This window comes from Rhodococcus sp. T2V (genome assembly GCF_029269925.1).
Taxonomy (GTDB): domain Bacteria; phylum Actinomycetota; class Actinomycetes; order Mycobacteriales; family Mycobacteriaceae; genus Rhodococcus_F; species Rhodococcus_F koreensis.
The window spans coordinates 35,926-62,546 of record NZ_JARJBD010000049.1; the positions used below are offsets into that span (position 1 = coordinate 35,926).

The 26,621-nt window shown below is 63.1% G+C and carries 23 protein-coding genes and 1 pseudogene; 10 read left to right on the forward strand and 14 right to left on the reverse strand.

Annotation, left to right across the window (positions count from 1 at the left end; genetic code table 11):
* Positions 1–22: 22 nt before the first annotated feature.
* Both P3H15_RS32275 and P3H15_RS32280 read right to left on the reverse strand, forming a co-directional pair.
* A complete protein-coding gene (locus tag P3H15_RS32275; protein ID WP_276140948.1) occupies positions 23–412 on the reverse strand; it encodes a nuclear transport factor 2 family protein in 390 nt (129 codons plus the stop codon).
* Positions 413–1,468: 1,056 nt separating this feature from the next.
* On the reverse strand, positions 1,469–2,344 hold the full coding sequence (locus P3H15_RS32280; protein ID WP_276140949.1) for an SDR family NAD(P)-dependent oxidoreductase: 876 nt from the start codon (positions 2,342–2,344) through the stop codon (positions 1,469–1,471).
* A 204-nt stretch (positions 2,345–2,548) separates the two neighbouring features.
* Here P3H15_RS32280 and P3H15_RS32285 point away from each other — a divergent pair, with 204 nt between their 5' ends.
* Complete coding sequence (locus tag P3H15_RS32285) at positions 2,549–2,821, forward strand: hypothetical protein (protein WP_276140950.1); 273 nt, start codon at positions 2,549–2,551, stop codon at positions 2,819–2,821.
* Between the two features lie 167 nt (positions 2,822–2,988).
* On the opposite strand, the gene P3H15_RS32290 is transcribed toward P3H15_RS32285, so the two are convergent.
* From P3H15_RS32290 to P3H15_RS32300, 3 genes are all read right to left on the reverse strand, one after another.
* Entirely contained in the window at positions 2,989–4,083 is a 1,095-nt protein-coding gene (locus P3H15_RS32290) for a CaiB/BaiF CoA-transferase family protein (protein ID WP_276140951.1), read from the reverse strand.
* A gap of 423 nt (positions 4,084–4,506) precedes the next feature.
* Positions 4,507–5,769, reverse strand: a complete 1,263-nt coding sequence (locus P3H15_RS32295) for a CaiB/BaiF CoA-transferase family protein (RefSeq protein ID WP_276140952.1) — start codon at positions 5,767–5,769, stop codon at positions 4,507–4,509.
* 38 nt (positions 5,770–5,807) lie between these two features.
* Entirely contained in the window at positions 5,808–6,614 is an 807-nt protein-coding gene (locus P3H15_RS32300; protein WP_276140953.1) for an SDR family NAD(P)-dependent oxidoreductase, read from the reverse strand.
* Positions 6,615–7,622: 1,008 nt separating this feature from the next.
* Here P3H15_RS32300 and P3H15_RS32305 point away from each other — a divergent pair.
* The 4 genes and pseudogenes from P3H15_RS32305 to P3H15_RS32320 all read left to right on the forward strand — a co-directional run bounded on the left by P3H15_RS32305 (position 7,623) and on the right by P3H15_RS32320 (position 10,939).
* Positions 7,623–9,260, forward strand: a complete 1,638-nt coding sequence (locus P3H15_RS32305; protein WP_276140954.1) for a GMC family oxidoreductase — start codon at positions 7,623–7,625, stop codon at positions 9,258–9,260.
* Positions 9,257–10,138 (forward strand): SDR family oxidoreductase, encoded by an 882-nt coding sequence (locus P3H15_RS32310; RefSeq protein WP_276140955.1) that lies wholly within the window; start codon positions 9,257–9,259, stop codon positions 10,136–10,138. Before P3H15_RS32305 ends, P3H15_RS32310 begins: the two co-directional genes overlap by 4 nt.
* 344 nt (positions 10,139–10,482) lie before the next feature.
* Positions 10,483–10,596, forward strand: a pseudogene (locus P3H15_RS55830) (hypothetical protein); the annotation flags it as partial.
* Between the two features lie 202 nt (positions 10,597–10,798).
* Positions 10,799–10,939 (forward strand): hypothetical protein, encoded by a 141-nt coding sequence (locus P3H15_RS32320; RefSeq protein ID WP_276140957.1) that lies wholly within the window; start codon positions 10,799–10,801, stop codon positions 10,937–10,939.
* A 356-nt stretch (positions 10,940–11,295) separates the two neighbouring features.
* On the opposite strand, the gene P3H15_RS32325 is transcribed toward P3H15_RS32320, so the two are convergent.
* The 5 genes from P3H15_RS32325 to P3H15_RS32345 all read right to left on the reverse strand — a co-directional run bounded on the left by P3H15_RS32325 (position 11,296) and on the right by P3H15_RS32345 (position 15,079).
* Positions 11,296–11,781 carry an MBL fold metallo-hydrolase gene (locus P3H15_RS32325; RefSeq protein WP_276140958.1) on the reverse strand — a complete coding sequence of 162 codons (486 nt, stop codon included), beginning with the start codon at positions 11,779–11,781 and terminating at the stop codon, positions 11,296–11,298.
* A gap of 390 nt (positions 11,782–12,171) precedes the next feature.
* The gene (locus P3H15_RS32330; RefSeq protein ID WP_276140959.1) at positions 12,172–12,618 is read right to left on the reverse strand and encodes a hypothetical protein; all 447 of its coding nucleotides are present in this window, start codon (positions 12,616–12,618) and stop codon (positions 12,172–12,174) included.
* Positions 12,619–12,974: 356 nt separating this feature from the next.
* The gene (locus P3H15_RS32335; protein WP_276140960.1) at positions 12,975–13,169 is read right to left on the reverse strand and encodes a hypothetical protein; all 195 of its coding nucleotides are present in this window, start codon (positions 13,167–13,169) and stop codon (positions 12,975–12,977) included.
* A 216-nt stretch (positions 13,170–13,385) separates the two neighbouring features.
* Entirely contained in the window at positions 13,386–14,264 is an 879-nt protein-coding gene (locus P3H15_RS32340) for an SDR family NAD(P)-dependent oxidoreductase (protein ID WP_276140961.1), read from the reverse strand.
* Between the two features lie 380 nt (positions 14,265–14,644).
* Complete coding sequence (locus tag P3H15_RS32345; RefSeq protein ID WP_276140963.1) at positions 14,645–15,079, reverse strand: cyclophilin-like fold protein; 435 nt, start codon at positions 15,077–15,079, stop codon at positions 14,645–14,647.
* 1,948 nt (positions 15,080–17,027) lie between these two features.
* On the opposite strand from P3H15_RS32345, the gene P3H15_RS32350 reads away from it, so the two are divergent.
* From P3H15_RS32350 to P3H15_RS32365, 4 genes are all read left to right on the forward strand, one after another.
* A complete protein-coding gene (locus P3H15_RS32350; protein ID WP_276140977.1) occupies positions 17,028–17,699 on the forward strand; it encodes an FAD-binding protein in 672 nt (223 codons plus the stop codon).
* Positions 17,700–18,018: 319 nt separating this feature from the next.
* Positions 18,019–18,681 carry a TetR/AcrR family transcriptional regulator gene (locus P3H15_RS32355; protein ID WP_276140964.1) on the forward strand — a complete coding sequence of 221 codons (663 nt, stop codon included), beginning with the start codon at positions 18,019–18,021 and terminating at the stop codon, positions 18,679–18,681.
* A gap of 402 nt (positions 18,682–19,083) precedes the next feature.
* A complete protein-coding gene (locus P3H15_RS32360) occupies positions 19,084–19,872 on the forward strand; it encodes an SDR family oxidoreductase (RefSeq protein ID WP_276140965.1) in 789 nt (262 codons plus the stop codon).
* 662 nt (positions 19,873–20,534) lie between these two features.
* Positions 20,535–21,557 (forward strand): aldo/keto reductase, encoded by a 1,023-nt coding sequence (locus tag P3H15_RS32365; RefSeq protein ID WP_276140966.1) that lies wholly within the window; start codon positions 20,535–20,537, stop codon positions 21,555–21,557.
* 22 nt (positions 21,558–21,579) lie between these two features.
* On the opposite strand, the gene P3H15_RS32370 is transcribed toward P3H15_RS32365, so the two are convergent.
* From P3H15_RS32370 to P3H15_RS32385, 4 genes are read right to left on the reverse strand one after another with little or no spacing between them, the layout of a single operon-like run.
* Positions 21,580–22,461, reverse strand: coding sequence for an SDR family NAD(P)-dependent oxidoreductase (locus tag P3H15_RS32370; RefSeq protein WP_276140967.1), 882 nt, complete (start codon positions 22,459–22,461; stop codon positions 21,580–21,582).
* Positions 22,458–23,270: an MBL fold metallo-hydrolase gene (locus P3H15_RS32375; RefSeq protein ID WP_276140968.1), complete on the reverse strand. Its 813-nt coding sequence runs from the start codon at positions 23,268–23,270 to the stop codon at positions 22,458–22,460. The genes P3H15_RS32370 and P3H15_RS32375 overlap by 4 nt, the downstream gene beginning before the upstream one ends.
* Positions 23,267–23,824 carry an ester cyclase gene (locus P3H15_RS32380; protein WP_276140969.1) on the reverse strand — a complete coding sequence of 186 codons (558 nt, stop codon included), beginning with the start codon at positions 23,822–23,824 and terminating at the stop codon, positions 23,267–23,269. The genes P3H15_RS32375 and P3H15_RS32380 overlap by 4 nt, the downstream gene beginning before the upstream one ends.
* Before the next feature lie 46 nt (positions 23,825–23,870).
* Positions 23,871–24,992 (reverse strand): hypothetical protein, encoded by a 1,122-nt coding sequence (locus P3H15_RS32385; RefSeq protein ID WP_276140970.1) that lies wholly within the window; start codon positions 24,990–24,992, stop codon positions 23,871–23,873.
* Between the two features lie 98 nt (positions 24,993–25,090).
* Between P3H15_RS32385 and P3H15_RS32390 the strand changes: the two genes are divergently transcribed.
* Positions 25,091–25,789 (forward strand): TetR/AcrR family transcriptional regulator C-terminal domain-containing protein, encoded by a 699-nt coding sequence (locus P3H15_RS32390; protein ID WP_276140971.1) that lies wholly within the window; start codon positions 25,091–25,093, stop codon positions 25,787–25,789.
* Positions 25,790–26,621: the final 832 nt, after the last annotated feature.

Sequence of the window (26,621 nt, forward strand, 5' to 3'; positions counted from 1 at the left end):
TGTGGATCCGATCCGAGATCAGTCATTCGCTCGACGTCCGCCGAAGCTCGTCGAGGTACCGGATTCCGCGCACAGCGACGAACTCGCCACCCTCAGCGCGGTGACACACATAGGCCACGGCGTACGTCTCAGCAGACGCGGTCTCGTTTCGCCAGTCGACATAGTGCGTGCCCATCGTGTGGTACATCGACACGATGGACTTCCGCTCGATGCCGAGCCGTCCAGTGCCTGCTCCAGTGGAGAAGAACTTGGCAATCTCCTCCACTCCACTGGCAACATGCTCACCGTGCATTGACAGGTTCGCGTCGTGGGCGAAGACGGACAAGACGGCCGCATGATCGCGGCGATCCAGCGCCATGAAGTAGGTCGCCAGCAGGTTCCGGATACTCGCCCGATCCCACATCTCGCGCATTGCGTCGTCGCTACACGGGTCGGGGTACACCAACGCTCCTCCTGCTCTCCACCATACGACACCCAGAAGACGAGCCTCAGGACTTTTAGACGCCTTAATTAGGCGAGTCTGTCAAGGCCGTACGAGACGGATCGCCATGCGCTTCCTCATCGCCATTTGCGCCCTCGTGAGCCGATCTCCGACTACTTCTCAGCTTGCCCCTCTCCCGCGCATGCACTCCCGTAGTGCATCTCCAGTTCCAGATTGGACCACAATCTTGTGTCACAGGCCACTCAACGTTAACTTTGAGATCGTTAATAAGTACACTTAACGTGGGTTGGATCGTGCGTCGACGCATCTCAGGGTCGCCAGGCTGTTGGACGGCGAGGGCCTACGTGTGTCCCGGTCGAGCGCGTTCCAGGAAGCAATCGACGCCGTAGTCGACCGATGTCCCGACGTGCGGTGGGTCGCGGGTACTCACCTCGGCACTGGTCTGAGGTCGGGTGCTCGTTCGCGTCTGTGACCTCGTCTGCGCACCCTCCTCGACCGACACCCTGAGGCCGAGCTCGTCCCACCACTCACCGACAGAGAGGCAGGCCTGGGCGGCTCCAACTCGATACTGCCGCCGACTACGCCATCGAGTACGGCCTTCACACCGCCGACGCAGGGAGTCCCTGCGCTTCTACCGTGGCATCCTCTCCCACTGTCATGCCTGAGCTCCGACTCGGGAACGCAATACTCAAGGTTCTCCGACAACACCCCACCAACAAGCCAGAACCCACGCGTGCGCTCCATCGGCTACCGCTACATCACGATCCATATGCTCAACGTTGAGCTGCTCGGCTCAAGTGCGTGGCGGTCGGATTCGAAGTGAGAGTCCCTCCCACGCCCGTCATTCCGGGCGGCGGGAGCGGTCGCGCCTGTTCGCGTTGGCGATAGTCACGAATACTTCGGAGGACGTCTCTTGTGTCACAGGAACACCCTTCGATGTGGAGGGCGGCATCACGACCTCACAAGGAAGGGGCAGGCCCCACTCATCCGTCAGAAGCCATGGCCTGGCAATCCTTTACGAAGATTTCACGTCACGTCACGGCCACTAGTGATGATCTGGTCGAGCCGGTCCCGCAGGATCATTTCCGGCGCGGGCTGGGTGAGAACGAACGGCCGATTCTCGCGGATGGCGTCGACGACGAGCTGGCCTACAACATCGGGATCCACAGGGTCGGCTCGCAGCCCGGACGGGTTCCCTGGTAGCGGCCCGCCCCCAGTTGGCTCACCGTGCTGGAGGTAGCTGATCCACTCCTTCACAACTCGGTTCTCGGAACGGTCGGATGCCGGCCTGTGCCGCTCGCCCTGGTCGATGTTCGTCTGCACCGGACCCGGGATGAGCAGCGACACGCCGATCGGTTCCCCTGCGAGTTCGAATTCGGACCGCGAGCAGATCGAGAAGGCGGACACGGCGGACTTCGACACCGTGTAGGCGCCGGCGCCGGGGGTGATCCGCAGGGCTGCGGTCGACGCCGTGTTGACGATGTGCTTCGGACCACCTGATTCCCGCATCCGGGGAACGAAGGCGTCGTAGCCGTGGACGACGCCCCAAAAGTTGATGCCCATGAGCCACACCATGTCGTGGTAGTCGGTGTCCCACAGCGCCCGGAAGGGGCGCAGGCTCACCCCTGCGTTGTTGACGAGGATGTCGACGTCGCCGAAATGCTCGTAGGCGACACGAGCCAGTTCCAGCACGGCGGTCCGGTCCGCCACGTCGACCTGGAGGCTGATCGACTGAATACCCACAGCTCGCAGCTGGTCGGCCACCGCGATCGCGGCATCGCCGTCCACGTCGGCGACGACGATGTCTACCCCCTCACCTGCCAAGGCGAGCGCGATTGAGCGACCGATCCCGCTGCCCGCTCCTGTTACTACAGCGACGCGGTCCTGTAGTTCTTCCACCATTCCTCCGATTCGTAGGTTTCGAGAACAGGTTGCCGCCGATGCGGTACGGCGCTGTCCCGGGGCCGCGGTGTAGGAGCCCCGGAACGCCACGCCGACTCGTTCGGGATTGTTCTCGACCGCGGGCCACTGGTCCGGGTGTGTTGTCACGCAGCGTTGACCGGCGACAACGCCACGGACCGCGTCGTTCGGCGAGATGAGGCGGCCATGGCCGCCGCCGTTAGCGATAGCTGTCCCGGCGAGCTGTATTGCCGGGCACTGTTGGCCCCCAGGTTGGCGACCACAGGCCCAGGCATGATCGTCGTGAGGGTGATGTCGGACCTCCAGCTCGGCCTCGACGTCGTCAAGGCGAAGGGGAACCTGATCGAGACGCTCGAGTCGACCGACGAATCGGTCACGGTGCGTTCAGCAGCCGGTACTGGGGCTGGCTTCGTCGCGTGTCTGGCCCTCGGCAGGGATCGGCCGCAATACCGCCAATGACAAGGCAATCCGCGACGGGCCGGGCTGACTGAGCATGGCCGGTGGGAAGCTCGTCAGAGGAATTGGCTCCTCATTAAGCGTGAGGGAGGTATCTCGCGACCCCAAGAATCAGCGCAGAAATCTTCCGCAGGAAGCGATTAACGCTGTCATTGTTTCTCATGGTGCCATCACGGCACGAGCCACTCGCCAACGACGTCGTCCGTGTGATCGCCGAGACCGGGAGCAGCAGTCCACACATCGCGCGCTGCACTCGATCCGCTGATCGGACCCACCGGTTGCTGGACGATGCGCTGTCCAACCTGCAGGGGCCGGAAGAAGCCACGTTGACGATAAGCGTCCTCAGTGGAGACCTCACGCAGCGTGTACGGGATGCCAGTCGGGATTCGCATGGCCTGTCCGACGTGGAAGATTTCTTCGCGGGTCTTGTCTAGTGCCCACTCGTCCATCCGCTTCTGCAGCCTCGGAGCCACCTCACCTCGCAGCGCCGAGTCTGCCGCGAGTCGACGGTCGTCGGCAACGTCGTCGAGCCCCATGTACAGGCAGGCGTCGCGGAAGTGCGTCGCCGAGAGCGCGTTGACAGCGGCGTACCCGTTGATGGCCTGCACATACATGGGGAAAGGCGTCCGTCTCTCGGTCGGATGGCCCACACGGGCGGCGACGGACGGGTAGTACGGCATCCGTAGCGCGACTTCCTGCTGGGCGACATCGACTCGCTGACCGCCGTGACCGCTGCGGACCGAACGCCATGCGGCCACCACTCCGATTGACGCCACCACACCCGAGAGGTACTCGACCAATGGGAATCCTGCCGACAATGGTTCGCGGTCCCGATCTCCAAGGGACTTCAGGAATCCGCCGAGCGCAGCGATCGTCAACGGGGTCGCCGGCCGACCATGGTAGGGGCCGTCCGGCCCGAACGGTGTGATCGAGACGAGGATGGTATTGAGGTTGGCCGCCGCAACCTCAGCGAAGTCCAGCCCCGCCTGTTCCAGTACGCCCGGATCACCGGAGTCGACTATCACGTCCGCTCTGACGATGAGACGCCGCCACAGCTGACGCCCGGATTGGGTCGACAGGTCAAGACCAATGCTGCGCTTGTTCTGGTTCAAGTACGTGAATGTCGCCTCGGCTCCGGAGCCACCCTGCCCACGCGTCTCGTCGCCACCGCGCGCAATATCCTCGACCTTGACGACATCGGCGCCAAGGTCAGCGAGGAGGCGACCGGCGTACGAGCCGGAGATGTCCGAGGCTAGGTCCAGCACTCGCATTCTGTGCAGCGCTCCAGGTCTCATCTGTTCTCCCGCTTCGTATATTCATGCGCCATTCGAATCTGCCTTCGTCGGTTAGGCCATGTTGGGTGGGTACCCGCGAACTCCTCCGGGCGTACAGCAATCCCGTCAAAACAGTGGCCGACGCCACATAAAGGAGTGTACTCAATACACCGACACCACGCCAGGTAATTCCTGCCCATCGCGCTCGACGCGCTAGTAAATCCTGCGCTATAGGCGTTTCCATTGCGATTGATGATCCCTAGCCCAGTACCAGGCGAGCCAGGCCCGTCGATTCGCCTGTAGATCGGCACCCTCAGTTACGGCCCGTAAGCTTGGGCATGAATGCCACATTCCCGGAGGCCAACTTGTCACCGGGCCCTCCAATTGCCGGTGGGCGTGCCGGCGCTCGCGGGGTCAGGCTGGCGCCGTGCCGATGATCGCAGCCTCCTCAAGGTCGGCGAGATCGTCGTCAGTCAGCCCGAGCAGTTCCTGGAGCACCTCGCCCGTGTGTTCGCCCAGGCGCGGAGCCGGGCGGGTGAAACTCAGATCCGTGCCAGACATCCTCAGCGGTACCACGGGTACAGCGATGTCCCCGATCGGTTCTCGGGCCATCGACTGGAATGTCCCGCGATCAACAAGTTGCGGCTCGGACTCCAGTTCGAAGGCGTCGACCAACTCCCCGGACGGCACCCCGGCTGCCCAGAGGACAGCGGCGACCGACTCCTTCGCACGACTGGCACACCAGTCGTCGATGCGCTCGTCGAGCAAGTTCTCATGCGCCTTGCGCCCCGCGCGAGTCGCCAGCCGCTCGTCGAGTGCCCACTCGGGCCGGCCAAGCACCTCGACAAGGTGAGACCATTCGGCGTCGTCCCGGACGGCGATCGCGACCCACTCGTCGTCGCCCTCGCACCGGTACACGCCGTGGGGCGCCCATTCCGGGTGGCGGTTGCCACGACGCTCAGGCTCCCGTCCGGTTACCTGGGCCTCGATCATGGGGGCACCCAGGAACGCCGCCATGGCCTCAGTCTGAGAGATGTCGAAATGCTGGGCCCGACCGGTCGCGTCCCGCGCTTCCAGGCCCGCAAGCACCGCGAGCGCACCGACATACCCCGCGGTGGGATCGGACGCGCCGCCCAGTGTGGCCGGCGGGCCGTCTTCATAACCGGTCAACGCAGCGGCACCACTGAGTTGCTCAAAGACGTACGCGAATCCGACCAGATCGCGCCACGGACCGGTGAGACCGAATGACGTCATGTCAACCGTGACGAGCCGCGGATTCAGCGCTACGAGATCCTCGTGGGAAAACCCGAGGTTGGACATCACCCTGGCCGAGAAATTGTTGATCACCACGTCGGCATCGGGCAGGAGTCGCACGAAGATGTCCCTGCCCGCAGGGCGCGAGAGATCAAGGGTGATGCCGCGCTTGCCGGCGTTCGCACCGTTGTAGACCGATCCACGCTCAAACCAGTAGGGATCGGTATCGATATCTCGTGCCCTCAGGGCACGCGCAGAGTCGGGCCGTTGGACGGCCTCGATCTTGATGACATCGGCACCCAACGCAGCGAGCACGAGCGTCGCTTCCGGACCGGACCACCAATGTGTGAGATCGAGGATTCGGACGCCTTGCAGCGGCTTGTTCATGGTGCGATCTTCCACCTGTTGAAACGAGTTACCCACAGTCCTTGGCCACCTTCGTCTGTCGCGCTGAGCCACCTCTACGGGCGCGTGCCCGGATCCTCGGGCTTGTTGTAACGCGCGGGCGGGCCACCGCCAGGCGTGATGCGGTCGCCACCGCCGACGTGCAGGACCTCGCCGGTCAGGTAGCCCGCGGCCTCGCTCAGCATGAACATGATTGGGCCGACGATCTCGTGCATCTCACCGAATCGGCCGATGGCAGTGCGGGCGAGTGCCTCAGGGCTTTCGGAATCGAACTTCTCCCACATGTCCTTAGACTTCTCAACCGGAAAGCGGCCGGGGCCGACCACGTTCATCCGGACGCCAGACTTGCCCCACTCTCGGGCCGCGCTACGGACGAAGCCCTCGATTCCGGACTTGCCCGAAGAGGAGTGGGCGACGCCCGGCGTGCCGCGATGAGCCACCGAGCTGGTGAGCGCGACCGCGACACCGTCGAGGTCGACATCCAGCAGCGGTAGGGCCCAGCGGTGCAAGGCGTTGAAGGCAGAAAACAGCGTGGTGCCGACCACGGCCTTAAACGTCTCGAAGGTGATCTCACGAGCGGGTTCATATCGAACGCTCGCGGCGCAGTGGGCGAGCGCCTGGATGGGCTTCCCTTCCTCCGCCTCGATCGTGTCGAAGGTGGCGTCGACCGACTCGCGGTCGGTGAGGTCACAGGACATTGGGATCAGAAGGCCCGGCTTGCCCTTCGCCAACTCAACGGTCTCGTCGAGCGCGGCTTTGCGTCGGCCGAGGATGTAGGCAGTCGCCCCCCGCTCGGCCAGCTCCAGCGCGACCCCTCGCCCGATACCGGATCCGGCTCCCGTGACCACCAAGCGGTCGTGCACAAGTGGTGTGCTCCACGAAGTAGACAATTCGTTCCTCCTGTGACTGCATTACGTGTCGTCGATAATCCGCTCGGGCGAGCCTGCGCCGAAGCACTGCGTTCGGTGGCGGCGTTCTCAGCGGGATTCAGTTCACCGTCGGAACGCGAGGCCACCTCCCACAAAGTATACTCTTTTAGGTCACACCGCAACGGTCATGGCGGGTTCCGTCACACCACACGATCGAGGACCACAGCTCCAACACCCCGCATGGATCTCCCTCCGAGAGCCACCTTTGCGACTGCTCGCGCCAATCGGTCATTTCCGAAAACGCAAGTAAGAGGCGACTTTTTCCGTTGCCAACCTCACGAATCGCCAGGTTTCCCGCCCCCCGCCATCGCGAACGGACACAGCCCGTGGCACGTCCGACGAACGAACAGAGTGCACGGCCGAGAATCGCTGTACACGTACGTGCGGGAATACGCAGCGGTTTATCGAGCGCATGCCGCACGGTCGACGACGTCCTTTCCGCCCGGCGGTCGAACGAGTAGGCCGGATGGCCGACCCGACCGCCACTGACTCACCGACAGTGCCCAGTCCTCGTGACGGGCCACCAAGTCGGACGCTGTCGACTGCTCGAAGAAGCGGTACCCAGCGGACCACAATGGCATTAACACAGCAGAGGAAGTTCCTTCTGGAGGCCATCCATCGACCGCGTCAGCCGGCCCAGTGCCACCGTGCGGCGTTACCGAGATACCGTTCAAGCATCGCCTGGCGCACCCCCACTCCGACGAGTTAGACGAGATGAGAGCCACTCAATCTATCGCCAGGCCATAAAGAGTATGCTGATTAGCGAGTCGGTTGCCACATCCCGCGTGCAGGGCATCCACATGCGAGTGTGCAACAGGCCGCAAACCACCGATTAATACGATATTAGAGTGAACTGAACTGTGCGATCCGCTAGCCGAAGTTGACGCGAGTCCGTGATTCAGAGGCGCACCGTTCAAGGCCATCAGCAGAAGGAGACACGACATGAGGACGTACGACTACATCGTGGTCGGTGCGGGCTCGGCGGGCTGTGTGCTCGCCAACCGCCTGACGGAGGACCGCGACGTCAGCGTGCTCCTGCTCGAGGCCGGCGGACGCGACCTGAGCCCCTACATCCACGTCCCGGTCGGCATCCGAAAAATCAGCCTCAAGTACGCCTGGAAGTATCCCGCCGAAGCCGACGCCTCGACTACCGGCCCAGACGCTGTCTGGAAGATGGGCCGGGTGCTCGGTGGGTCGAGCTCGGTGAACGGCCAGGTCTGGACCCGCGGCGCCCCCGCTGACTTCGACGAGTGGGCCAAACTCGGCTGCACCGGCTGGGACTACGCGTCAGTGCTGCCGTACTTCAAGCGGTCGGAGCGGTTCGACGGTGGCGAGGACGAGTTCCGTGGTGGCAGTGGGCCGCAGCGCGTGTCGTGGTCCGCGATGAAGCACCCGCTCACCGCCGCTTTCGTCACTGCGGCGCAGCAGGTTGGCCACCGATTCAACCCCGACTTCAACGGCGCCGAGCAAGACGGCGTGAGTCATGTCCAGGTGTCGCAGCGCCGCGGCCTGCGGCACAGTACGGCACGGTCCTACCTGGCGCGGGCCCGTCGTCGGCGCAACCTCAAGGTGGCTACTCGCGCTGTCGTGCAGCGCGTGGTTATCGAGAACGGCCGCGCAACGGGCGTCGAGTACCGGACACACCGCGGTCGGATCGTCCGGGCAACCGCGAGCCGCGAGGTGCTCGTATCGGCGGGCGCGATCGAGTCGCCAAAGCTGCTTCAGCTTTCGGGTGTGGGCCCTGCCGACCGGCTGCGCGAATTCGGCATCGACGTCGTGGTCGACAACCCGGCCGTCGGTCGCAACCTCCAGGAGCACCCGACGGCGCGCATGCTGTTCAAGGTCAACGTACCGACGCTCAACACGCTGCTCAACGTGCAGGGGGTCGTCAGCGGCGGCGCCGACTTCGTGATGCGCGGCGGCGGCCCGGCAACCTCGCCGCCGACTCACGCGTTCGTCTACGGAAAGGTCGACGAGACTCACGCGCAACCGGACTACGAACTGTACTTCGGCCCGTTCGGCATTGAGCCAGGCGTGCGCAAGCGTGGCCCCGAGCTCCTGCTCGGAGCGTCGAAGCCACTCCCCTACCCCGCGGTATCGATCGGCATCGAGGCATGCCACCCCCACAGTCGCGGCACCGTCGCGCTGCGTTCGAGCTCTCCTGACGATGTCCCGGTCATCGCCCACAAGCTGCTCACCGATGCCGACATCGCGGTGATGACTCATGCAGGCCGGGAGGCACGCTCGATCGTCGAGGCTTCGGCTTTCCGCAACTTCGTCACCGAGGAGGTCCTGCCCGGCCGCGACGTACAGACCGACGAGGAGTGGGCGACGTGGCTGCGCGCGCGGTCCGGCATCCTGTTCCACCCGATCGGCACGTGCAAGATGGGCACCGACCCTGAGGCCGTCGTCGACCCGGAGCTGCGAGTGAACGGGGTCCGGGGACTGCGCGTCATCGATGCGTCGGTCATGCCGACACAACTCACCGGACACACCAACGCTGCCGCAATTATGATCGCCGAGCGCGCCGCCGATCTGATCAAGGCTTCTAGGGATCACTCTCTATCGCACCAGAATTGACACCCAATCACTCATGTCGCCCAAATTTGGCAACGCCTGATTCAGTCGGTGAGAGTAAAGGACACAACTCGATGATGAGACTCGACGGCAAGGTAGCTCTGATCACCGGAGCGGCGCGAGGACAAGGCGCATCGCACGCAAAGTACCTGGCACGCGAAGGTGCACGCATCGTCGCGGTCGACATTCTCGCCGATGTCGAGGAGTTCTACCCGAACGCCACCGCTGCCGACATGGAAACCACCGTCGAGACAGTCCGCGCAGAGGGTGGCGACATCTTGCCGTTGCAGGGCGACGTACGGGACTCGAACCGGATGCGCGAGATCGTCGATCAGTCGGTGGAGCGGTTCGGAACAATCGACATAGTTTGTAACAATGCCGGGACGATTCGCATCGAAGCCATCGACGAGATGACCGACCACACACTAGACGTGGTCGTCGACACTTGCCTGAAGGGCGTCTTCAACGTCACCCGCGCAGTCGTGCCTGTGATGAAACGTCAACGTGCCGGATCCATCGTCAACACGGCGTCCGCCGGTGCGATCAAGGCCGTGGCCTACTCCTCGCACTACGCCGCAGCCAAAGGCGGTGTCATCCTCGCGACGCGCAGTTGGGCCCGCGAGCTGGCGGAGTGGGACATCAACGTCAACGCAGTGGCCCCGGGATCGGTCTACACCGGCATGATCACGGGCCTGGCTGGGCAAGCTGGGGAGGACCCTCTCGAAGCATTCGCTCGCCACAGCGAGGCGAACCTGTTCACCGGAGAGAAGGGACGTCTGGATGTAGACGACATCTCCCGTGCCATCGCATTTCTCGCCTCTGACGATGCTCGCACGATCACCGGCCAAACCCTGGTGGTCGACGCAGGCTGGGCAGCCTAACCCTGCCCCACTACGAGGCCCGGAACACCATCGCGATCGCGAACCGAAAATCCCGATCATCAATTACACCAGGGCGTCATCGATGGCGCCGGCGACGGCGGATTCGAGAGCACCTCTACGAATACCAGCGACGCACACTGACTGCCCCAATCCGAGATACTGCCAAACCTGTAGCAGTGAAACAGGAATCGATACCTGTCAGGTGAGCAGCGCCCGTCCGAGCAGTGTGGTCACCGTTGCGCAAGGCGGGAGTGGGACCGGGGAGCCGAGTAGGCGTGGCGGGCCTGGGTGGACTGGGACACCTGGCGGTGAAATTTGCCGTTGCGCTCGGCGCCGAGGTCACTGTGTTGAGCCGCACCGCGGGCAAAGAACCGACCGCTCGATCGCTCGGAGCCACCGGCTTCGTCCTCACCACCGACGACAAACAGATGGGGAGCGTCACCGACAACTTCGATTTGATCATCGACATCATCCCTGCCACTCACGACCTGGACCCGTTCATCAACGCGCTGGACCCGTTCATCAACGCGCTGGACATGGACGGCGAACTCAGCCTTCTCGGGGTCTCCTGGGGAAATCCCGGTCAACAATCTACTCCTTCCGATCGGCCGGAAGAGCCTCTCGTCCTCCGCGACCGGTGGACTTCCTGCTACCGCAGAGATGCTCGCCTTCGCCGCCGAGCACGCGATCAACCCCGACGTCGAGGTGGTCCCGTCTTCGTTTGTCAAGGAGGCACTGGACCGCCTGAAAGCCAACGACGTCCGCTATCGGTTCGTCCTCGACCTCGCTGATCTCGACTGATCACGGGAGCCCGACGAAACACGAGGACGTCGGACGTGCGGCGGGACGTGCAGTCCCGCCGTCGGGGCCCGGAAGTAGGCACAAAACCGGTTACCTAACCACGGAAATAGCGTCCATCGGACGTGGTGTGTCGTCGGGCGAGAGCATAGATCGCGACACCTCCCTCCTCGATCAGGCGTCAGCCGGAACGCTCGATCTGGATGACCCGCGGGTTGTTTCAGGTCAACTGTCGCCACCACACACCGACGCGGGGCTGGTCGTCGATATCGACAGTTCGCCCTGCCGTGGCACTGCCAGTCGAACCTGCTGCACAGCAGATCCTTCCGGTCACCATTCCGCTCGTTCTGACAAGTTGCTCAAACGAGATCGAAGGTCGACCCATGCGACGGGATTCTTAGCTCGCCGGAGAGTTCACGATGCGCGGCCACCGTTTCCGGTGTCCTGTGGATATCGGCCCAGCTGGATCCGTGTGCTCCGATCTGCATCAGCGTGACGTCGAAGGGTCCGTACGTCTCACCGATAGTGGCATAGTTGGGAGTAGCCGCTGTCACCCGTATAGACGGCGCGCGTGTCTCTTTGCTGGTGAGACCCAGGAAGTCCACAGGGTGCTGCTCCGCGTATTCCTCGACCGGGAGAGTGCGCACCGCAGCCTCGGTGAGCTGGATGCCTGCGATCGTGCGGCTCTCGCGCCAGTCGAGCTGGACTATCCGATTCGTGCACCCAGTGCTTGAGATGCGCTCCGAAGCCCACCGGCACGACGAGCGGCGCAGAATGCTGGAGCAAAGCGCGGAAAGTGCAAGCGGCGAGGTGGTCGTCGTGGTCGCGAGAAACGACCATGGCATCGAGCGGTGGCAGGTCCTCCAGCCATCGAGTTGAGGTGTAGTCGCCTGGGACCCACCAGGGACGAAGGGACGCGCTCACTCCAAGCAGAATCGAAGAGGTGCGGCTGCCCTCGATCTCCAACGCGCGATGGCGTGCCCATACCAGGTGACATGCAGCCCAGCACGCGGCAACTCGGCAGCCACGGGGTACTCGTCACGGGACCGCGCCTGCAAGCCAGCGGCCGGGCAGCCGATGACGAATACTGCGACGAGCCTGTTACCCTCTCCGCCCGCACGCGGGCGGGCGGCGCCGAGAGCCGGAAGCACCTATTTGCCAACCCACACCAGCGCCCCCGGCGGCGACCGCAACCACTGTTGCCGTGGCTCGAGCGATACTACTGTTCATCGTCGTTAGTCCTCCTCCCGAGCGGCCGACGCGATCTCAAGCATGTCACGGTTCTCCAACACCCGCCGCGGAAAGCCATGCCGTGCCAAACCTAGTGCAGCCTGGCCGATCTGGGCAGTGCTGATCACGAGACCTGGCAGCAGCCGCTGCAGGACAGGCGAAATCGGGGCGACAACGGTCGTGAACACGCGGAAGGCGGTGTTGCGTGGCTTCTTACCGTGAACGGGACGGACGAAACCGGGACGCAGGCCATATCCGTTGGGGAAGGCGGCAATGACCAGGTTCTCGGCGCGGCCCTTTGCCCGGGCCCAGCGGAATCGACCGCTCTCGGTGCTGTCGGTGCCTGCGCCAGAGATGTACGCAAACGTCATTTCCGGGTTAACCTCGGTCAAGGCCCGGGCAGCGGCCTCCGTGTAGTCGACGGTGATACGTTCGTACTCCGCGGCGTCCACACCGCTTGAGGAAGTGCGACGGGGTCAACCGGATGATCGCGCAAGCCCAGTGCCCAGAAGCACGCGTCCACTCCGGCCAACTCGTCGACAATGGGGTCCAGGTCGTCGAAATCGTGATTCACAACCGTGCGCAGCTTCGAGTATCCGATGTCCAGGATTCCGTGTGTGACAGCGAGGACCTCCGTCACGTCGGGCGCCTGCAGGCACTCTTTGACGATGCGGTCCCCGACCAGTCCGTTACCTCCGAAAACCGCAACCTTCACTACGCCTCCTCTATTGAGATCGAACTCACTCGCACTCCGGGTCTGTGCGTCAACCTTCTCAGGAATCACAAGTATCTGGCGCCATTGCCTCAATCACGCGAACAGCTCAGTAGATGCGGTGTCCAGTACCTCGAGGCCCCCCGCTGGCCCTGCGCCGTTCCAATCCGCGACGGCACGGTGATCTGCTACAGCCGCCACCAACGAGGTCAGCTCGTCGGGGGGCTGTTCTGCGACCGACGTGTCGGCATTCGCATCGTCGAGCGACCCTCCGACGTTGTTGATCACCACCGAGACCCTCCGTCGCAGAAAATCATGCGTACCCGACGCCAATTCATTGGCCCAGCACCCATGACAAGGGCCACCGTCCGTCCAATCTGCCACCCATTTCTCTGTGCGCTCCGGAGGCGACCAGCACCACCTGGGAATCGCCAGCTGCCGTCAGGGCATCGTGCAGTCCGGCGGTAAGGCAAAAGTGTCCGATGTGATGGGTGCCGAACTGCTTCTCTAGGACGCCGTGATCAAGTACGGGGCGAGGACTTTCATGCAGTACTTCCAGACCGCGTCCTCGTTGGCTGGGGAGTAGTAGCGCTCGTTGACCTTTTCCAAACCCTTCGGCCCGTAGTAGCGGTCCGAGGAGCCTTCGATCTCGGGAGAGGTGGCAGCGTAGATCGTCGATTGCGCACCCTTCTCTGCGGTGGTGGCGAACAACGGTACGAAGACCGCAAACAGCAGCTTCATGAGGAACGGTCGCTGATCGCTCTCACCCAGGCTGGTCTTGGCTGTGCCGGGATGGGTGCAGTTGACGTCAATCGTGTTGACGCCTTCCTCCTTGAGGTTCTTGCTGAGCCGACGCATCGCCCAGATCACATACAGTTTCGACAACCCATACGCACGGATGTAGGAGTAGTGATCTCGCAGCTCGATATCGTCGATGAACGGCCGCCCGCCCTGCGCGTGCGAGGCCGAGGAGACCGTGACGATACGCGCGTGCTCGCTCCTCTTCAGACTGTCGATCAGCAAGAGGGAGAGAAGAACCGGGGCGAACAGGTTAACCGTCATCGTCTTCTCGTGCCCCTCACTGGTAGCCTGCCAGGTGCCACCGAACTGGTTCCCAGCGTTGTTGACCAGCACATCCAGCCGATCGTACTTCGCCTGAAACTCCTCCACCATCGTCTTCACAGCCGCGAGCGAGAGCAGGTCGGCAACCAGGATGTCGACGTTGCTGTTGCCGGTCTCGACGATAAGCTCCCGCTGCACAGCGAGGGTCTTGTCTCTGCTTCGACCGTGGATGATGACCGTGTGGCCCCGCTGGAGGAACGCTTTGGCCTCCTCTCGCCCGAGCCCGCTGGTCGCACCGGTGATCAGAATGATCTTCTTTTCCATGCCTTGTCCGTCTTTCCATGATGGGTTTCTGTTTCCTTCGCCGCCACCCGGCAGGCGCTTCACCGACTGTTACGCCGGCCCGGGGCCGCGTCCCCGCTGTTTGATGAGGTGTCCAGCCCCCGAACTTCTCGACAGTGTCCACGGCACCTCTGCGGGAATGCGCTGTCCGTGTTGTTCGGCGACCGAGCGACCTTTGCGCCGGAAGGCAGTTCTCCAGCTCGGCCTTCGCCACACAGCGAGGGTGTGGACACCTCGGCCGGGACGAACGACTGCGATGCCCTCCGCGGCCTAATCCCTGGCGATGCTCAGCCGGGCGCCTTTGCTGCCACTCGTCATGGTGGCGACGCTGCCGGCTAGAGATGGTATGGGGCCGTGTGCCCCTATCGATGAGATGCGCACAGCGACCAATGGCGGTCGGGTGACCTGGATGGTGGTCGCGGATTCACGAGTTGTACGGCGACCGGGGCTGCTTCGAGCTTCTCGAGTTGGTAAGCGGTCGCTAGGTATCGGCCGAGATGGATCAGCTCGGGCTCGACGTGGTAGCCATCGGGGTCGTACCAGAACGCGATGCTGTTCCACGGGGAGAAACAGATCAGGTCACCCGCCCGAACCCCGGACGCCGGCGAACCCGTCGTGCTCAATTCCTCGGAGAGGCGGGCAAGCTTTTCCAGGCCCTGATTGTCGGAGAAGGGCAGGCCTGTGAGTGGGAGCTGACCGATCAGGGATCGTACCGCCGGGTTGTCCTGATCGATCGTGACGTCGATAGTTGTGTGCGCATTGCTGAATCGAATGACGGAACCGACTACAGGTGCCATATCTCGCTCCTTCGCTGGTAACGGACGGCCCCCAAGGCGCATTAGACACTGTCGACCTGTTCCAACCGAACATAACACACCGGCGGTCTGCAATCAAGAGACCTTCGGTCTGCAAATGGCCCACGAACTCCCCGAGCGACAAGCAGGATGCCTCGGCGCCGTGACATCCTCGACACACTGCAGCGATTCTCGCCTAGGCCCGTCGCATCGGTGATGCTCAACGAAGCCCAGCCGCCAAGTCGGAGGGTAACTAATCGAACTTGTTGCGCTACTACAAATCCAGCGGCAATCCTGTTGGTAACTATCGACGGCGAAACCTGCGTTTGAATCGGCAACCTGCGCGACGATGTTGCGGAGGCGACCAGCATTGCGCATGCGCTTGATGCGCCGAATCAAAAGACGATTGCGACCGCCACGATCGAGCATTGTGAGGCATGACCTCATCAAACCTCCGATCTCTCCCGGAACCCGGGTTCCATTCGCGGAAATCGTCACCGACGCGATCTCTAGCTGAGCGAGATCGCGATCTACCGGATCGGCGTTGTCACGTTGCTGATTGCCAACCGCGCTCGAGCATGATCTCGTCGTCACCGAACTCAGTGAACAACGGAGCGAGTACCACCAAGCATTTACGAGCGAGACCATCGATGGCGTCCGGCCGCATCTCCCCCGGGAGGATGCGTGCGTTGAGCGAAGCGATAGCCTCGGCCACATCGGAGAAACTCAGACGCGGATAGCAGGGATGAGTCAAGACATCATCGCCTGGTCGACGAAGTGTGCTTGAAGCACAGACCGATCGTCAGTCCGCCCCGCGCCGCAGTGAGACGGATGGCGTCGCGGCTACGCTGTCCCGGTACCCGACGTTGAAGCCGAGAGCGATCAGTGCGTACACGCTCCCGGTCCCAAGTCCCAAGCAAGAGGTGTAGATCAGCACCTTTCGCCCCCCTTCCTGCCCGTCCACTCAGACGGAACGGTGGTGCGATACGCGAGCATCGCATCACTGCCACGACAGAAGCTGACAACTGAATTGTGTTGACCGTTGTCGTCCATCCGTGAGGCGTCGCCACATCCGACGCTCCTCTCCGAGGACGCGATGCTGTGGCTGGTGGCGAGAACCGGTCGCGCCGTCCATCGAGTTAGTGTTTCAGTCATTGGACGTGCCGCCCTCGGCCTGGACGTACTCGGTGATCTTGTCGGCGTCGAAGACGCTCGTCGCTGGAATGACGCGCAACCGAAGACGGAGGGGAACGTCGTCGGACTCATCAGCTCGTCGCGAGGAATGGAATCTTCTTCGCAGACAGAAGCGGCGCGGCACTGCCGCCGCCGAATCCCCACACCGTGCAGCCCTGTACTTACCCTACGCGATCGCCGACTGGGCCAATCCTGAGGGTTGCCGACCGGTCGCTGTGGTCTCGATCCGATCGACGACCAGCTTGCAGCGAGCAGCCCTCCTGCCGCGTTGATGTCCTCGACCGCTGGCTTGAGATCTTTCATCGCCACTCGTCGTGCAGTCGTCGCCAAACACCTCACCGAACGATCCACTGCATGTGGCCAGTGCCGCAGGGAAGGACCGCAGCGAGGGAGCCCGTCGCCGTCCATCGCGCGCTCGCGCGCTCACCAAAGATCTTCATGTACCACTCACCGTTCGTGACGTAACGCCTGTGGATAGCCCGATTGAGCGCGCACACCAGATCACCGACACACGTAATTTGAGTGGACCGATTCGAAAAGACCCTTTGCCATGAAAGGCCGCCAAACCCGCGTTCACGTCACACTCTAACTGCCAACATCCTTTTGCAATGCATGCCATGGAGCATCCGGGCCGAACCGCACCGATCTCGACTGTGGCTCAGATCATTCATTTAGGGGTACTATCCCTGCACTACGAGTTCACCTGAACTGGGGTCGAACTTCCTGCGCGAGAATCCGCGCTAACCGCGTCCGCGCCCTGCCCGGCACGATTGTAGTCAACAGCGCCGGAGAACGGTTCGTCGACGAGGGACGCAGTTACAACATCGTGGGCCGCGCGATGGCGACGTTCGACCCGACGACGGCGTCGTATCCGAACCTGCCCGCCTGGCTGATCTTCGGCGACGAGATGTTGCACAAATACGGCTCGGTGGCGTTCGGATCACTGACACCTGACAAGCGGTGGACCACGTCGGCCGACTCCCTCGAGGAATTGGCTACAAAGGTCGGCATCGATCCAGTCGGGCTCGCGGCGACCGTCAAACGGTTCGACGAAGACGCTCGCGACGGGCACGACAGTCAGTTCGGCCGCGGCGACAGTTTCTACGACCAGTTCCAAGGCGACCGGGAACAGCTCGGCTCGGTCACGGCGTCGCTGGCTCCGATCGGGTCTCCTAGGTACTACGCAGTGCGGCTCCTCCTCGGATCCCTCGGGACGAAGGGCGGCCCGCGCACCGACAGCAACGCGCGTGTACTCGACACACGTCAGCGTCCGATTTCCGGTCTGTACGCGGCCGGCAACGCGGCATCGAGCGTCATGCGCGGAGCTTACGCCGGCGGCGGCTCGACGATCGGCCCTGCGCTCACGTTCGGATACCTGGCCGGCGAGCACGCGGCAGGCTCGAGCCGCACCACCCGAGACGAATCCTGATCATGATCAACCCTCAACGAAGAGTGCCTCGGACAATCAGGTCGAGGCCTTCGCGTCGGGGCAGCAAATCAGGCGGTGTTGCCCTCGCCGGCCGGCAGCGCGCTCGCGACTGTGTTCAGAGCACCAGGATCGGACGCCCAAGGCCTCCGAGTTGGCTTGACCAGCGACAGTGCAAGTGTTCGCCGACAGAATCATTGCCGCGGCCGCGCGCTCGACCTCCTCGCCAAGAAAGCTGGCGTGACATTTCTGCTGGCTCAGGCTATTGAGGCCCTGTTGATGAGTTTCCCGAAGAGACAGCCGGTTCATTATAATCTCGCACATGAACTTCCAGCGTGCGCGCAGTGACGAACAGCGCGAGATTCGGCGTGCGTCGATACTCGCCGTCGCGGCATCGATGCTCGCCGAGATGCCGGTTACCGACATCAGCTTGAACGAGCTCAGTCGCCGGGTCGGGCTGGCGAAGTCGAACGTCATGCGATATTTCGAGTCTCGTGAGGCGATTCTCCTCGAGTTGTTGGATGGCGAGCTGCGCACGTGGGCGGACGACCTTGAGCCCTCGCCAGCACCGAGGGGCAGCGCCCTGGACCGAGGCGACGCCCTGGCTGTCCTGCTGAGCTCGACCATGGCATCACGCGACGTGATGTGCGATCTGATCGGCGCCCAGGCGGCGGTACTCGAGCGTAATATTTCCGCAGGGGTCGCCCTCCGACACAAGCGCACCACTGCCGTGACCGTCGAGCGGATTGTCACCGTGATCCTGCGTTTCCTGCCCGAGCTGACACACAATTCCGCCTACGAGGTTGTCGTCGCGACGATCATGACCGGCAGTGCCGCATGGCCTTTCAGCCGACCGTCGGAGGCGTTACTCAGGGCCTACGCTGAGGATCCGGCGATCGCAGCCTCCCACATCAGCTTCGCAGCGGCACTGGAGCGAAGCGTTCAGATCACCTGCTCCGGCCTGCTCGCGCGTCAGGACGCCTGACGCGACTGCGGTACCTCACGACGCGCCTTGAGGTACCGGGCGTGGCACTGCGGTCGGCGCCGAGCAACCCATCCGCGCTGTTCAACGTCCGGGATCCGAGCGAGCGATGAGGACCAACGGACGTGGGCAGTCCACCGAGACCGTAGGTCTAGCGGTCGCCGTGGGAGTCGATCAACGTGTGAAACATCGTGATCTGGAGCGAATGCCCATTTGCGATGACCTCATCACGAGTCCGGGCACAAGGAAATGCGTCGTGTCGTTCCCAAAAGCATTGCCCTAATAACCTTTCGACGCATAGGAGGACTCCGACCACCACCGACAACGCGAGGAAGCCTCGCGGCTGCAGCATGAAACAGACCGACGGTCTCGTAGGATTCCAGTCCCCTTTATATCGGAGTGTTCATGAACGACTTCACTGGCCGGTCCATCCTCATAACTGGGGCAGGGTCCGGTATCGGACGCGCGACCGCCCTGCTGCTGGCAGGGTCCGGCGCGAACCTGGCCCTGGTCGATATCGACGCGAGTGGTGTGGCCGAGACTGAGCGTCTGGTGCGCGACGAGGTCGCCTGCGCCCGCACGATCACCGTCGTGGCAGATGTATCCGACGACTCCCAGGTCCGCGGCTACGTCGAGTCGACAGTGAAGGAGTTCGGCCACATCGACGGCTTCTTCAACAACGCCGGCATCGAGGCTCGACCAGGCCTGCTGGACGAAATCGACGTCGAGGTGCTGAACCGTCTCATTAGCGTCAACCTCGTCGGCTCCTACCAAGGACTCCACCACGTTCTCCGCGTCATGCGACGGCAGGAGTCCGGCGCGGTCGTGAACATGTCCTCGGTTACCGGCGTGGTCGGCGCCGGCGCACAGGCAGCCTACTCGGCGACGAAACACGCCGTGGTCGGCCTAACTCGCAGCGCCGCCCTCGAATACGGCAAGTTCGGCGTGCGTGTCAACGCCGTGACGCCGGGCGGCATCCTCACCCCGATGGCGGTCCGTGCGATGCGCGCCGCCGCGGGCGATGCGTGGGAGTCCCTGATCCCGATGGCCGGCGAGCCGAACCCGATGAAGCGGATCGGCCGTCCCGAGGACGTCGCAGGACCGGTGGCCTTCCTGCTGTCCGACCAGGCCGCCTTCGTCAACGGCGCGACCCTCACCATCGATGGCGGGCAGTCGGTCGGCGAGCAGGCCTGACCTGCCCGGAACGACCCGCGAGCCGCACACGTCACGAGGGGCGCCGCGCCCAGGCCCGACTCGGCGGCTTGCGCGGGCACCGACTGGGAGTCGGTGATTCGCCGCCGACGGCAGCGGTTTCCGCCCGCCGTGAACCCGCGCCCGGTCCTGTAGCGCCTGCTGGTTAGGATCGCGAACACCGTGGTCGCTTGCGGGAACTCCGCCGGCGACTGTCGGCGGGCGATCCCATTTCGAACGACATCGAAGATCGAATCGAGTGCCGCACGGCGGCAGTGCTTCTTGGATCTGACCACAACGGCCTTCGGTGTTGCCCGGTGGAGGAAGCAGTGGTTCGAGCATCGCTCACTGAGCGTCGGCCACCGAGGGACGAGGACACCGCGATGATGCTCCTCCCTCGGATCCGAGGACGTGACGGACACAGTGCGATGCGCGTTGATGGCAATCTGAGGCGAGCCACTGCTCAGCCAGCTGACCAACGCGCTCGGAGATCACATCCATTCGTGCTGATATCCATAGCCACAGACCCGTCTTGATCTAAGACCATCGGCCTGTTAGCGTCGGAAGCGGACTAGAGACCGTCGGTTTATTAATCGGCCGGCGATTTCCTTGCTCGCGAATCTCCGGCGGCGCACCTCTCACTTCAACACTCTGCAAGGAGCAATATGGAACAGCGCATCCTCGGCGGCACCGGCCTGCCCGTCAGCGTCCTCAGCTTCGGCGCCATGAACCTCGGCGCATGGGGCGGCGTCGACCAGCAGGCCGCTAACCGCCTGGTCAGTCAGGCACTGGACGGTGGCATCACCCTCTTCGACACCGCCGACGTTTACAGCTTCGGAGAATCCGAACGGTTGCTCGGCAAGGCGCTCGACGGGCGTCGGGACGAGGTCGTCCTGGCCACCAAGGGCCGCAATCCGATGAGCAACAACCCATTGCGCCAGGGCGCGTCGCGCCGCTGGATCGTGACGGCGGTGGAGGACAGCCTTCGGCGACTCGGTACGGATTACATCGACCTCTACCAGATCCATCGACCCGACTGGGACACGCCGCTCGAAGAGACTCTGAGCGCCCTGACGGACCTCCAGAGAGCTGGCAAGATCCGCTATTTTGGAAGTTCCACGTTCCCAGCACACGCCATCGTTGAGAGCCAGTGGGTCGCCCAGGATCGCAGCTTCTCGCGGTTCACAACCGAGCAGGTGGCGTACTCGATCTTCCAGCGCGCCGTCGAGGCCGATGTCTTCCCGACGGCCCAGAAGTTTGCCATGGGCGTGCTGATCTGGAGCCCTCTGGCCAACGGCTGGCTCGCTGGGACAGTCAAGCGGGGCGAACCGGTGACCGCACACCGCGCCAACCTTGCGGTCGGCGAGTTCGACATGTCGACGCCTGAGGCGCAGCGGAAACTCGATGTACTCGACGGCCTCTACACGCTCGCCATGGACCTTGGTATGTCGCTCCCGGAATTGGCGCTAGCTTTCGTGAAGTCTCACCCCGCCGTCAGCACTGTACTCATCGGCCCTCGCACCGAGAAACACCTTGAGCAGAACCTGCGAGTTGCTGAACTCGTTCTCGATGGCGCTACTCTCGACCGCATCGACGAGCTGACCCAGCCGGGTCGCGATATCGCACCCCAGGACCGCTACGAGATCCCGGCTCCTTCGATCAGCGACTCTCGATTGCGCCGGCGCTGATTCTTGACGGCTGGCTCCCGACCTACAGTGCCAGCACACGGCTGACGATACGTTCACGCAGACCGATCGGAAGCATTCTCATGATCACCGCGTCCTGGACGTAACTGTGGTGCAGGTCGTACCTCGGAGCGATGCGCCGCGTGACTATGGCGCCGACGAAGGCCCTCGTCACGCGGCGCATCGGGATCCCGTCAGCAGCGCTCGCGATCGACTTCGTGAGGAAGCGTCGGAGCGGCTCCGAGTACACGGGCAGAGATGGCTCCGCTGCCAACTCCTGTTGGATTCGGGCCGCCATCGGGGTGTCGACCATACCGGGCGCGATGGCGGTGACGCCGATGCCCAGCGGTCTGAACTCCATGCGCATGGCGGCGGTGAGCGCCTCGACCCCGAACTTGCTGGCCGAGTACGCGCCGGTGAGAGGGAGCGTCCGAACGCCACTTGCCGAACTCATGTTGATCACACGGCTACCCGGACCCATCAACGGGAGCATAGCGCGTGTGACGTTGTGGATACCAACAACGTTCACCGCCAACACGTTCAGAAAGTCCGTACCGGACAGGTCGGCGAGTGGCCCGTTCACGATTACGCCGGCGATGTTGCATACAGCGGTCAGTTTTTGCTCCTGGAGGTGGCAGCGGATCTTTTGGGCCGCATTCTCGACAGATGTTTCGTCGCGCACGTCGACCACCACGGGCGTGAGGCGTGCCGGGGAGAACGACTCCAGCAAGCCGTTCGCCTCGGTTTCGTCGATGACTCCGGCGAATATGTGGTAGCCGCAGTCGAGGAGGACGAGGACGAGTGCCCGTCCGATACCCGAACCTGCGCCGGTCACGAAGACGCTGCGACCGTTCTCGATCGTCGAGCGCTCGACGCGCGAGTCGAGCCATCCCGCAGTTTGGGTCATCTCATCACTCCTGACTCTTCATTGTTCGCAGCGTGTTTCGTGAGGGCGATCAGGTCGGCCGGGTCGTGGGCGGATATCACGCGGACGCTTTCGGTCCCATGGTGCAGTTCGGCGAGCCGTCTCTGGTTCGCGACGAGTCGGTTGAAGTTGGTGGCGGCGACTCGTTCCATCAATTTCACCTGTGGCGGCACTGGGGCTGGTCCGCCGAGCGCACCCCAGTGATAGAAGGCGTCGCCGGCGTGGAGCAACCACCCGCCGTCTGTGTCGACGGCGACGCATGCGTGACCGGGCGAGTGACCGGGCAACGAAACGAGGACGAGGCCTGGAGAGATGGACGTCAGCTCTTTCGCGGCAGCGAACCCGAACCACGCCTCGCCGTCCGGCGTGTGCTCGATCCACGTGGGACCGTGTGTGAATTGTGCTGCGCGGTAGCGCGTCCGTGCTCGTATATTGGGCGCGACGACGGCACCGAGCAGCTCTGCCGCCGTCGTATGGATGCGGGCGTTCGGAAAGTCTGCGATGCCGCCGGCATGGTCCATGTCGAGGTGAGTGAGCACGATGTGTCGCACGTCGTTGGGCCTGAAGCCCAGTCGAGCGATCTGCCGTACCGCGGTCTCGTCAGGGTCGAACACGGGCCGAATGACGTGCCGCATCGGTCCGACGCGGAGTTTTGGGTTCTCGATGTCGTGGAGTCCGAAGCCTGAGTCGACAAGCACCAATCCTCGGTCGGTTTCGAGGAGGAACACGTGCGCGACCATGGGGTAGCCGGGCATGTTCATGGTGCCGCAGTTGAGGTGGTGAATTCTCATGACGGGTTCGCCTCCCAGATGGTGTGCACCGCATCGTCTGGCTTGTGGCTCGATCCCAGGGATCTCGGCATCGCAGCGAGGGCCTTGACCAGCCATACGTACGTCGAAGGCTTCTTGAAGTTCATCGCCCCGACTAGCTGCTTGAGGATCGTCAGTTGGTCGAAGTAGATCCGCTCGCAGATCAGTCGCTCGCCTTGAAATATGAAGAACGCAGTAACCCGGACTTTGAACTTCTTGCCGGTCGGCGGGATCGAACCGAATGGACCGTCGTGGGTGCCGAGCAGGTAGAACTCGACGACGACTGCGTCGTTGGTGTGCCGCAGCTGGATGATCTCATGGCGCTGGTCCGGGAAGGCAACACGCGTGTCGCGGTAATAGTCCCGCACATCATTCTCGCCGTCGTGGACGATGCCGAGAGGGATCAGTTCGTATCGTGGGTGCGGGAATGTCGCGAGAGTGGCATCCCAGTCGTGACGAACCTCGTCCTCGAAATGGTCCCGCACCAGCTTCTCGCGGTGTTCCATCAGCTGGGGCGTCAGTGTCGTGTCGGTCATTGAGCTGTTACTCCTCGTGCGTGGGTTGTCGGGCAGTCAGTAGGGCTCACGACCGGTGCGCGATTTGCCCATGGATGAAGGTGGGCGTCGTTCCCGGATTGGTCCACCGACCGGTGAGCTCACTGGAGGGAAAGAACTGAAGGAACCGCGGGTCACGCTGGCTTCGGTCGACCAACAGCTTCTCCAGTACGAGCGAGTTGTACTGGTCGGCGGTTGTCTCAATCGTGTTGGCGTTGAGCACTACCTCTTGATGCCAGCGCTCGGACCACCGGGCGACTCCGGGCAGTCTCGAGTGCACGGGAGTGAGTGCCTCGGTGGCGATTGCATTCTCACTGCTGGCCCAGATCCCGGTGGAGGTGTTGAGCAGGAGGGTTTGATTTCCGAAGACGTGGCCGGGCGTCTTCACAACAGCGACTCCAGGACCGAGAATTACGCTGCCGTCAATTGGATGGAATGCCTCTGCTGGGACGTCGCGGTACGTGGACGGCTGGTACCAGGGTCGCTGAAGCGGGTGCAGCTCCGCCATTCCGGCGAGCTCGTCGCGCTGGACGATTACTTTGGCCCGAGGAAAAGTGGGGGTCACGTGGCCGAGATCGGACTGCTCGGCGGTCGTACCGATCCATCGCCGCAAGTCCTGGGTGTGCAGGTGGTCGAACATCAGATAATCGACATCACCGGGATCGATACCGAGGCGATCGAGGTGACTCACAACGTCACCGTGCACGATGCGGACCGCACGCTTCACGATGCTCGGGACGCCCTTACTGAGATCGCGGAAATAGGGCGTGTACTCACCCAACTCATGATCCGACGGTTCAAACAGCAGCGTGCGCCTGCGACCGTCAGGCTCCGCCCACCGGATGACCAGCATGCGGTTTGTGATTGACAGGAACGGCGCAATGGCCCGCGATGCACGGAACAGGCCGAACTTCGTCGGGTAAGGGAGGGTCACCAAGTCACATGTCTCCACACTGTCCGGCGTCCCAGTCGAGGCGAACTCACTGCGGAAGGAATCGGCCAGCACCCGCACTGACGTAAGACGAGCGCCGGGCCCTCCAGGCAGGCGCGATACATCAGCCAGTGTGTCGATGACAGTGCCGAGAGTAGGCAGGTCATCGACCTCTCCAGATCGCCACGGGAACTGGTCCGGATGGTCGGAACCGGCCATGTCATGACTCCTCTCACAAATCCCCCATCGCGGGTTTATTTACCTGAAGATAATCCCCAACTGCGGAATTTGGCAAGAAGTCTGCGAGAATGCGGCTCATGGTCTCGGAAGCCTCGAATCGACCCTCCCGAACGCGAGGTCGGCCCCCGAAGGGGTCGAGCACTCTATCGCTCGAATCCATTGCCAAGGCCGCGCTCGCGGAGATCGCAGACGGCGGACTGACTGCACTGAGCGTGCGGTCGGTTGCCCGGCGCCTATCGGTGGACAACAAGAGTCTCTACCACCACGTCGACGGCAAGGACGGCTTACTGAACGCCGTCGCCGATCACCTGCTGAGCACGATGGAACTGCCTCCACGGACCGGCCACCTCGAGACCGATCTGCGAGCGTTCGCGGTCACCTTCCGCAGTCACGCATTGAAACACCCGGAAGCAGCCATCCTGGTGATGACCCGCCAGACCACATCGACGGCGAGCCTGATCCCCCTGGACGCCGCGATGTCCGCCCTGCTCGGCGCGGGCCTTCCCACGGATCGCGCCGTACACCTACTACGTCTGATCATGGCAATCCTGGTCGGAACGGTACTCCGCGAAGCCGAGACGCGACTGACCTTCAGCGCTACAGAGCCCGCGGCGGTCGACAAGCGCAGAAGCATCCTCCTCGCATCCGGCCGACCGGCATTGATGGCATCGGCGGACGAGATCGCCAAGATCGACAACGACGCCGAGTTCGAGCACGCCCTCGATGCGATGGCGCATCTCGCGAGAAGCCAACTCCAGCGCCTCGGGCGTACGTGATCGACTGCCGTCCTCGCCGAGGAAGACATCGCAACCGTGGAGGGTTGCGATCCAGCCACATCCCGAGTGGCACGACGGCCCGGCGCTGATGCCCGACCGACGATGCATCCTGGGTCTAGTCAATGATTCAATAGGCCCTGCGCTTTACACGTATTGGGCATCATCGCCCCCTCCAGACAAACTGGAACAAACTGCGAACGGGCCGACGAACCAGGCTATCGCCGAACGCCTTATCATCTCGCGCGCACCGTCGAGGGATACCTCGAGCACGTACTCGCCAAACTCGGGTTCCGTTCTCGCGCTCAGATCGCCGCATGGCTCGTGAATCGAACGTGATAGTTGATCTTCTTGCGATGCATCCGTATCACTGCCGGTAGCCTCCACCTCGAGACACGATGCAGCCCGGTCCCACACCCTCCCCTATTCGACAAAGGCGCACGTACACCCGTTGTGCGACCTCACCACATCGACCGCGCGTAGCGGTCACCGCTCATCACAGACCTTTCTGCAACGACGCTCCATGCCCGCATCCTGTCCCTTCGCGATCGCCGATACGGCGATCCAGCCACTTCTCCCAATTCCAAGCCGAATCACCATCGCTCGTAAGATGATCCACGACCCCGCGGCAACTCGAACGCACCGTCTGCAGCGGCTGCACCACGTGAACCGCCCGAGGTCCTTCTTCGGTTCGCCGGATACGGACCATCAGTCTATTGCGGCAATACCCACACCCTTGTTAGCCTCAGCCGGTACGCCACTGTAGTGACGAGTACTGCATTCGGACGCCCTTAGGCTGCTAGCCAAGCAGTATTTCCATGATCAAGTGGACGGT

Excerpts from the sequence above, each read along its gene's own strand:
- P3H15_RS32275 (WP_276140948.1), bottom strand. The coding sequence starts at position 412 with ATGCGCGAGATGTGGGATCGGGCGAGTATCCGGAACCTGCTGGCGACC.
- P3H15_RS32280 (WP_276140949.1), bottom strand. The coding sequence starts at position 2,344 with ATGGTGGAAGAACTACAGGACCGCGTCGCTGTAGTAACAGGAGCGGGC.
- P3H15_RS32285 (WP_276140950.1), top strand. The coding sequence starts at position 2,549 with ATGGCCGCCGCCGTTAGCGATAGCTGTCCCGGCGAGCTGTATTGCCGG.
- P3H15_RS32305 (WP_276140954.1), top strand. The coding sequence starts at position 7,623 with ATGAGGACGTACGACTACATCGTGGTCGGTGCGGGCTCGGCGGGCTGT.
- P3H15_RS32320 (WP_276140957.1), top strand. The coding sequence starts at position 10,799 with ATGCTCGCCTTCGCCGCCGAGCACGCGATCAACCCCGACGTCGAGGTG.
- P3H15_RS32325 (WP_276140958.1), bottom strand. The coding sequence starts at position 11,781 with ATGCCATGGTCGTTTCTCGCGACCACGACGACCACCTCGCCGCTTGCA.
- P3H15_RS32340 (WP_276140961.1), bottom strand. The coding sequence starts at position 14,264 with ATGGAAAAGAAGATCATTCTGATCACCGGTGCGACCAGCGGGCTCGGG.
- P3H15_RS32345 (WP_276140963.1), bottom strand. The coding sequence starts at position 15,079 with ATGGCACCTGTAGTCGGTTCCGTCATTCGATTCAGCAATGCGCACACA.
- P3H15_RS32355 (WP_276140964.1), top strand. The coding sequence starts at position 18,019 with ATGAACTTCCAGCGTGCGCGCAGTGACGAACAGCGCGAGATTCGGCGT.
- P3H15_RS32360 (WP_276140965.1), top strand. The coding sequence starts at position 19,084 with ATGAACGACTTCACTGGCCGGTCCATCCTCATAACTGGGGCAGGGTCC.
- P3H15_RS32365 (WP_276140966.1), top strand. The coding sequence starts at position 20,535 with ATGGAACAGCGCATCCTCGGCGGCACCGGCCTGCCCGTCAGCGTCCTC.
- P3H15_RS32370 (WP_276140967.1), bottom strand. The coding sequence starts at position 22,461 with ATGACCCAAACTGCGGGATGGCTCGACTCGCGCGTCGAGCGCTCGACG.
- P3H15_RS32375 (WP_276140968.1), bottom strand. The coding sequence starts at position 23,270 with ATGAGAATTCACCACCTCAACTGCGGCACCATGAACATGCCCGGCTAC.
- P3H15_RS32380 (WP_276140969.1), bottom strand. The coding sequence starts at position 23,824 with ATGACCGACACGACACTGACGCCCCAGCTGATGGAACACCGCGAGAAG.
- P3H15_RS32385 (WP_276140970.1), bottom strand. The coding sequence starts at position 24,992 with ATGGCCGGTTCCGACCATCCGGACCAGTTCCCGTGGCGATCTGGAGAG.
- P3H15_RS32390 (WP_276140971.1), top strand. The coding sequence starts at position 25,091 with ATGGTCTCGGAAGCCTCGAATCGACCCTCCCGAACGCGAGGTCGGCCC.